Origin of the sequence: Kitasatospora griseola, assembly GCF_014648555.1 — a bacterium.
In the GTDB taxonomy this organism is placed as follows: Bacteria; Actinomycetota; Actinomycetes; order Streptomycetales; family Streptomycetaceae; genus Kitasatospora; species Kitasatospora griseola.
In genome coordinates this window covers 276,121-283,396 of record NZ_BMRI01000002.1, presented here as the reverse complement: position 1 = coordinate 283,396, position 7,276 = coordinate 276,121, and the positions used below count along the sequence as shown (strand labels likewise).

The following is a 7,276-nucleotide window of genomic DNA, read 5'->3' as shown; positions in this document are numbered from 1 at the left end:
GGGGTCAGGACGGTTCGGTAGAGGGTCTGGAGGTCGCGGCCGGGGTCGGTGCCGAGTTCTTCGGCCAGGCGTCGGCGGACGACGCCGTAGCGGTGCAGGGCCTCCGCATCCCGTCCGGTCGCGTGCAGGGCCTGGATCAGGACGTGTTCCAGGGGCTCGGCCAGGGGGTACTCGGCGGCGAGGTCGGGCACGGCGGAGAGGACCGCGGTGGCGCGGCCGAGCCGGAACTCGGCCTGCGCCCACTGCACCGCCGCGTCCAGTCGCCGCTGGTGCCAGCCGGCCCGGACCTGCGCGGCCCAGGCGCCCGAGAGGCCGGCCAGGGGTTCGCCGCGCCACAGGTCCAGGGCCGCGGCGAGCATCGCGGCGCGGGTCTCGTCGTCGTGCTGCCGGTCGGCGACCAGACGGCGGAACCGGTGGAGGTCGATCCGCTCGGGATCGACGTCCAACACATAGCCGGCGTGGCGGCGTTCGATCCGCGCGGGCGTGTCGCCGTCGAGCTGTCTCAGCAGTGCGCGGATGCGGCTCAGGTGGGCGTACAGGACGGGCCGGGGGTTGGCGGGCGGGTCGTGGCCCCAGACCCGGTCGACGAGGGCCTCGATCGGGACCGGCTTTCGGGCGTCGACGAGCAGTGCGGCCAGGACGAGTTGCTGCCGCGGCGTCCCGATGTCGAGCGGCCGGCCCGCCGACCGTACCTCGATCTCGCCCAGCAGCCGGAAGTCCACATGTACCCCCCAGGTGATCGACAGTGCCCGCGGAATGCCCAACTCCCCATGCTGGCTTGGCCCGCAAGGTGGCCGCAAGGTCGGCGCACAGGCCGCAGTGCCAGGGTGTCCGGGCCAAACCGGCGACCACGCCGGTCACTTGAACCCATGGAGGACCACACCATGCGGACACCGCTGTTCCAACGGTTCGGCCGTCCCCCCAGGTCCACTGCATCGGCCGGGCGCCGGCTCTCCCGGCTCTCTCCGGCGGCCCTGGCGGCGGCCGTGGCGTTCGTCGTCGTCGGGGCGCTCGCCTCCGCGCCGTCCGCGCACGCGGCGGACCCCGCCCGCTACGAGATCGTGAACGTCCGGACGGGGCTGCGGGCCGACGTCATGTGGGCGTCGACCTCCCCGTTCGCCGCCACCTTCCTGTGGCCGGACAACACCAGCCTGTCGCAGGAGTTCGAACTGCTCGACAGGGGTGGCGGGTTCTTCCGGATCAAGGCCCGGCACTCCGGCCAGTGCCTGATGCTCGACTGGCGTGCGGGGACCTACTCGAACGGCACGCCCGTCATGCAGTACCCGTTCTGCGACGCCGGCTACGCGCCGTCCGAATGGAGCATCGCCTGGGTGGGGCACACCTGTATGTGCTTCCCCACGACCATGATCCTGAAGAACCGGGCCACCGGCAGGTGTCTGGACGCGAACGGCCCGTCCGGCACGCCCGGCGAGCGGTCCGTCCTGTCGCAGTGGGACTGCATCGCCGCCGACGACGTGTGGAACACCGCGAACCAGAGCTGGAACCTGTTGCAGCTCTGACGGTCTCCCCGCGTCGCCGCCCGCCGCCCGCCGCCCGCCGCCCGCCGCCCGCCGCCCGCCGCCCGCCGCCCGCCGCCGGGTCCGGCGGTGGGCGGTGACGTGGCGTCAGCTCGAAGGACCCAACTCCCGGGTGAGGCCGGTCAGGGCGAGCGGTGTGCCGAGGACGCGTTCGGCGGCGCGGTGGCCGGAGAGGAGTGCGCCGTGGACGGTGGCCGGCTCGTGGCCGTAGGTGGCCTCGCCGGCGAAGTGCAGGACGCCGTCGACGGGTTCGGCCATCGCGTCGTGGTCGTCGTGCGAGGAGCCGACGGCGACGTACGAGTAGGAGCCGAGGGCGAGCGGGTCGGAGGCCCAGCGGGTGATCCAGTGCGCCACCGGGTCGGGGACGGCGTCGCCGTGGATGCCGCGCAGGGCGTCGACCACCGAGGCGACGATCTCCTCGTCGGTCAGCTGCTCGATCTCCCGCGCCCAGTCGCCGCCGGCGAAGGTCAGCAGCATCGGCCGGCCGCTCACCGCGGAGACGTCGTACCAGGAGTGCCAGGGGACGCCGGCCCGGCCGTGCTGGCGGATCGCGTAGACGCCGTCCGGCCAGAACCGCTCGGGGAAGCGGAGGAAGACCTTGTTGAACGCGCCCATGCCGAGTCGGGCGATCGGTCCCGCGACGGCGTCCGGCAGCGCGGGGGTGAAGGCGATCGCCCCGGCCTGCAGCACGCCCAGCGGCACCGTGACGATCACCTGGGCGGCCTCGAAGGCGCCACTGCCGGTGTCGACCCGGACGCCGGACGCCGACCTGGTGACGGCGGTGACGGTGGTGCCCAGGCGGATGTCGAGGCCGGCCGCGAAGGCGTGGGGGATGGCGTCGTAGCCGCCCGGGAAGATCACCTCCTCGCCCTCGATGGCGTCCTCGTCGAGGGCGTGGGCGGCGACCTGCTCGATGTCCGCGCCGCACTGCTCCTCCGTGCGGTGCCGGTAGAACTGCCGGACGCGGTCGGCCCGTTCGGCGTCCCAGCCGGTGCCGGCGAGGGTGCGTTCGGTGGCGTCGGCGTAGCTCTCGTCGTCGCCGGAGTCGGCGATCGCCTGCTGGAAGAGCGCGTCCGCGATCTCGACGTCGTCGAGCCACCGCTTCGTCGCGGCCTCGTCCATCAGCTGCCGGGCCTCGTCGTGGTCGGCGATCGGCCGCCCGCCCGCCTGGAAGCTTCCGACCGTGAACTCGACGGTCTCCAGGCCGAGTTCGGCGACGATCCCGGTGAGCGGGTTGCCGGTGAGGCCGTGGATCCAGGAGGCGCCGCGGTCGACGGAGAACCCGGCCGCGCGGTCCGTCCACATCCGGCCGCCGACCCGGTCCCGGGCCTCCAGCACGACCACCCGCTGTCCTGCGGCGTGCAGCAGCCGAGCGGCGGTCAGGCCGGCGATGCCCGCGCCGACGACGATCGTGTCCAACATCTCTACCGTTCCAGGGAGTTCGAAGGGGTGGGACCCGGGGCGGGATCGGCCTGTGGGGTGCGGCCGACCCGATCTTCGGTCAGCCGGCGTGGCCGAGCTGGGTCAGAGCCAGGTCCAGGGCGTCGGCGAAGAAGTCCGCGGCGGCGGTGTCCAGGCACAGCGGGGGCTTGATCTTCAGGATGTTGAGGTGGTCACCGGTGGGCTGGACGACCACGCCGAGGTCGAGCATGCGGTCGCAGAGCTCGGCGGTCTCCTCGGTGGCGGGCTCCAACGTGCCACGGTCGCGGACCAGTTCGAGCCCCAGGTACAGGCCGGAGCCGTGCACCGCGCCGACCACGGCGTGCCGCTCGGCCAGCGCCTGGAGCCGGAGCTTCAGGTGCCCGCCCACACGGACCGCGTTGCCCTGCAGGTCCTCGTCGCGCAGCGCGTCCAGGACGGTCAGGCCGACCACGCTGGAGACCGGGCTGCCGCCGGTGGAGGAGAAGAAGTAGCCCTGCTCCCGGTACCGTTCGGCGATCTCCCGGGTGGTGACGACCGCGCCGAGCGGGTGCCCGTTGCCCATCGCCTTGGCGACGCAGACGATGTCGGGGACGACCTGCTGCTGCTCGAACCCCCAGAACCAGTGCCCGAGTCGGCCGTAGCCGGCCTGCACCTCGTCGGCGACGGCCAGGCCGCCGTGCCGGCGGACCGCCGCGTACACCTCGGCGAGGTAGCCGTCCGGCAGCGCCACCCCGCCCGCGTTGCCGTAGAAGGTCTCGCTGACGAACGCCCCGGCCGGGCGCCCCTCGGCGGCGAGGGCGTCGATCGCCGCGACGGCCTCGGGGGCGTAGCGGGCCGCGTCCGCGCCGCGGTGGCGGCCCCGGTAGGAGTTGGGCGAATCCACGGTGTGGACCCAACTCGGCCGAGTGGCAAGGGCATTCGGATTGTCCTGGAGCGAGGTGGAGACCGCGTCGGACGCGTACGTCCAGCCGTGGTACGCCTCGCGGAGCGCCACCACATCGGGCTGCCCGGTCGCGCCGATGGCCAGCCGAAGCCCCAGATCGACCGCCTCGGAACCGGAGTTGACCAGGAACACCGTGTCCAGCGGATCCGGCAGCAGCGCGGCGAGACGCTCGGTGAACTCCACCACCGAGGCGTAGTGGAACCGCGAGTTGGTGTTCAGCCGCCGCAACTGGCGGGCCACCGCCCGTTCCACGCCCGGGTGGGCGTGGCCCAGCGGCGTGACGTTGTTGACGATGTCCAGGTACGAGCGGCCGTCGGTGGACAACAGGTGGTGGCGCCAACCCCGTTCGATTCGCGGCGGGGCCGCGTAGTAGTGCCCCTGCACCGTCGCGAACACCGCGCCGCGCCGCTCCAACAGGTCACCCCCGTCCGCCACCTGCTCGGCGGCCAGACCCAGCAGCGGCGCCGGGTCGGCGGTGAGCGGCAGCCAGCCCGCGGCGTACTCGGGACGCACCAGCGGCGGGACGGCCGGACCGTCGGCCTCACTCAGCGCGAGGTGCAGGGCGGCCCCGGCCGGGAGGCGGACCAGCTCCGCGCCCGCATCGACCTCCGCGCCCGCAGTCACCGTGGGGTGGACGTCGGCGGCGAACGCCAGCGTCAAGACCCGCTGCCCGACGGTGAGTTCGATCCGGCCCGGCCCCGCGGCCAACACCTGGCCGGCGTCGGGCGCCTGCGCCACGGCGGTCCGGCCGAGCCACAGGTCGACGCCGGTGGACACGGTGGCGGGGGAGTCGGTGGACAGCGCGGGAGTCCGGGAGAGCCGGGCTGCGCCGTACGGGGTGCGGACGGCCGCCGCGCCGCCGGCCAGCGCGGCCGCCGCCGCCCGGTCCTCGGCGCCGGCGTCGAGCCACGCCCCGCCGTTCATCGCGTCGGCATCGGTGGACAGGTCGAGGACGGTGAACTCGTCGAGGTCGCGGAGCAGTTGGTGCGTCGGCGCGGCGACCGGAGCGGGCCGGCAGGCGAAGCCCGCCGCGTCCCGGACCAGGTTGGTCATCACCGCCAGCGGCAGGCGGGTGGCCTGCTCGAACACTCGCCACTCCCGGTCGAGCGCGGCCGTGGCGTAGGCATTGTCGGCGTCGACCGCCGCCTGCTGCCGCCCGCTGACCACCAGCACGGCCGCACGCAGCACCACCAGCGGCCAGAGCGCCCCCGCCTCGGCGGCGGACAGCGGCCGGACGGCATGGAAGGCCCGGACGGCCGGCAGCACCTGATGGGGCTCGACGCCGTCGTGGTGGAGCATCGACGAGAGTGACACGGCGAGCTCGCCGACCGCCCAACTCGTCGTCAGATCACCGAAGTCGATGATCCCGTCGGGCATCGGCGGACGGCTGCCGGGCCGGCGGATCAGGTTGTCGTCGGTGAGGTCCAGATGCACGGCCTGCAGCGGCAGTTCGGCCGCGACCGCCGCCACCCGCTCCCAGGCCTCCTGCGCCGCCGCCAGCACGGCGTCCCGCCGGTCGGCCTCGGTGACGTGCCCGGCGAGCCTGGCCACCACCCGGTCGGCGTGCCGCGGGTCCCACTGCAGGACGCGGTCGAGCCCGGGGTGCCGGAAGTCCCGCAGCGTGGTGCTGACCTTTCCCGCGATCTCGCCCATCGCCGCGACCGTCGGCGCCGACAGGTGCCGCGGGCCGGACAGCGTGCCGCCGGGGACATGCCGCAACAGCCGCGCCGTGACCGACCCGCCGCCGGCCTCGACGACGGCGCGCCGCGGCGCACCGCCGGGCCCGCGCAGCACGGTGGCGACCCGCAGCTCCGGGTGTGCCGCCGCGATCAGATCGGCGGCGGCGTCCTGGGCCTCGACCTCGACGGCGCCGAAGGCCGGATTGGCGATCTTCAGGACCGCGAGTATGTCCCCGTTCCCCTCCTGCAGAAGGAAGTTGGCGTCCTGCTGGCTGCCCAGCGGCTCGGCCCGCCCGGCGACCCCGAGCTGCCGGGCAGCAAGGAGTTCGGCCTCGGCCGGGGTGACGACCGGGACGGGAAGCGCGTCCTCGGCGAAGAAGTCGACGGTGCGGTGCTCGGCGTGGGGCATGGCGGAGTCCTCGGCGTGGTGCGGATCTGGGTACGGGGCGGACGCCCGGTTCACGTGTGCCTCACACCGGCCTCACGTGTGCCACAGGAAGCGGTGGGTGTGGATCGCGAAGTACGGGAAGTTCTCCACCGACACCACGCCCTCGACGGTGCGCACGGCGTCGTTGACGAAATCCAGCAGGTCGTTCGGCCGCTCGCACACCACCTCGACGAACAGGTCGAAGTTGCCGGCGGTCAGCACCGCGTACACGACCTCGTCGTGCCGCGACAGTGCGTCCGCCACCGCCCGGGGATCGCCGTCCACCCGCAGCCCCAGCAGCGCCATCGTCTGACGCCCCATGGTCATCGGGTCGGTCACCCCCACCACCTGCACCGCCTTGGCATCGACCAGCCGCTGCACCCGCTGCCGCGCAGCCGACGGCGACAGCCCGACCTTCGGCCCCAACTCGGCATACGGGATCCGCCCGTCCACCTGGAGCTCCCGCAGGATGGCCCGGTCGATCTCGTCCATGCGGCAGAACCCCTTCACTGCGGAACACGCGGAAACAGCAGCCCGGAGCGCTGTGCAGGACACGATGCCCGATCCGGACGCTCGAATCAACGGTCTGGACGATCGAATCAATTGTTTCCGCGCGCGAATCGAGCGTGGATCGATCGTCCGCAGCGGTCGAGGAGGGCAACTGCACAAGGTCGGACAACCTCGGTCGAGACGTCGTCCGGTGAAGGCGGCCCGCGGCATGCGGCACCGGGCCCGGACGGCGGGAGACGGACCTGAACCCCTTGGCTCCCAGTCAAGTGCGGTCGCTACCCTGCTGGTTGGCCGCCCACTCGACGGATCCCGAGCGGCCGGCCAACTTGGCCTCCAAGCAGTGGAGTCGAGTGAGCTGAGCGGTTCGTCCGGTTCGCACGGTCCGACGGAGGCTCAGGTGTTGCCTCGGCCGGAAGTGTCCGACTCCGTCCATCCACATGCGCTGTAGCTGGCCGGACGCCTGCCGGTGGGCCAGCTGCAGGCGGCAGCGGCGACCTGCCCAGCCCCCGACCCCGCTCACGCGGGGGTCAGGGCTGGGCGGCTGTTCATCGTCGGCTCGCTCGTGCCGAGGCGCTGTCCGACCGAATGATCACCGAGCTGGTGAGGGGCGGACCCGGGACCGGCTACGAGACGGTCCACTCCTGGTTGGGCTTGCCGACCTCGCAGGTCCACTGGATCACCTGGGCGCCGTCTGCCGTCGAGGCGCCGGTGACGTCGAGGCACTTGCCGCTGTTGACCGAGATCACCTGGACGGTAC

At 73.3% G+C, this 7,276-nt stretch carries 6 protein-coding genes; 1 reads left to right on the top strand and 5 read right to left on the bottom strand.

Going from position 1 to position 7,276, the window contains the following annotated elements; all coding sequences use genetic code 11:
* Positions 1-764: AfsR/SARP family transcriptional regulator (locus IEZ12_RS03635; protein ID WP_229847198.1), on the bottom strand; the 764-nt coding region annotated here is incomplete at its 3' end.
* A gap of 105 nt (positions 765-869) precedes the next feature.
* Here IEZ12_RS03635 and IEZ12_RS03630 point away from each other — a divergent pair.
* Positions 870-1,520: an RICIN domain-containing protein gene (locus IEZ12_RS03630; RefSeq protein WP_189270779.1), complete on the top strand. Its 651-nt coding sequence runs from the start codon at positions 870-872 to the stop codon at positions 1,518-1,520.
* A gap of 105 nt (positions 1,521-1,625) precedes the next feature.
* Here IEZ12_RS03630 and IEZ12_RS03625 read toward each other — a convergent pair whose 3' ends face one another.
* The 4 genes from IEZ12_RS03625 to IEZ12_RS03610 form a co-directional block, all read right to left on the bottom strand.
* Positions 1,626-2,960, bottom strand: coding sequence for a flavin monoamine oxidase family protein (locus tag IEZ12_RS03625; protein WP_189270778.1), 1,335 nt, complete (start codon positions 2,958-2,960; stop codon positions 1,626-1,628).
* Positions 2,961-3,039: 79 nt separating this feature from the next.
* Positions 3,040-5,991, bottom strand: a complete 2,952-nt coding sequence (locus IEZ12_RS03620) for an aminotransferase (protein ID WP_189270777.1) — start codon at positions 5,989-5,991, stop codon at positions 3,040-3,042.
* 72 nt (positions 5,992-6,063) lie between these two features.
* Entirely contained in the window at positions 6,064-6,501 is a 438-nt protein-coding gene (locus tag IEZ12_RS03615; RefSeq protein ID WP_189270776.1) for an Lrp/AsnC family transcriptional regulator, read from the bottom strand.
* A gap of 641 nt (positions 6,502-7,142) precedes the next feature.
* Positions 7,143-7,265, bottom strand: coding sequence for an RICIN domain-containing protein (locus IEZ12_RS03610; protein ID WP_229847234.1), 123 nt, complete (start codon positions 7,263-7,265; stop codon positions 7,143-7,145).
* Positions 7,266-7,276 lie beyond the last annotated feature (11 nt).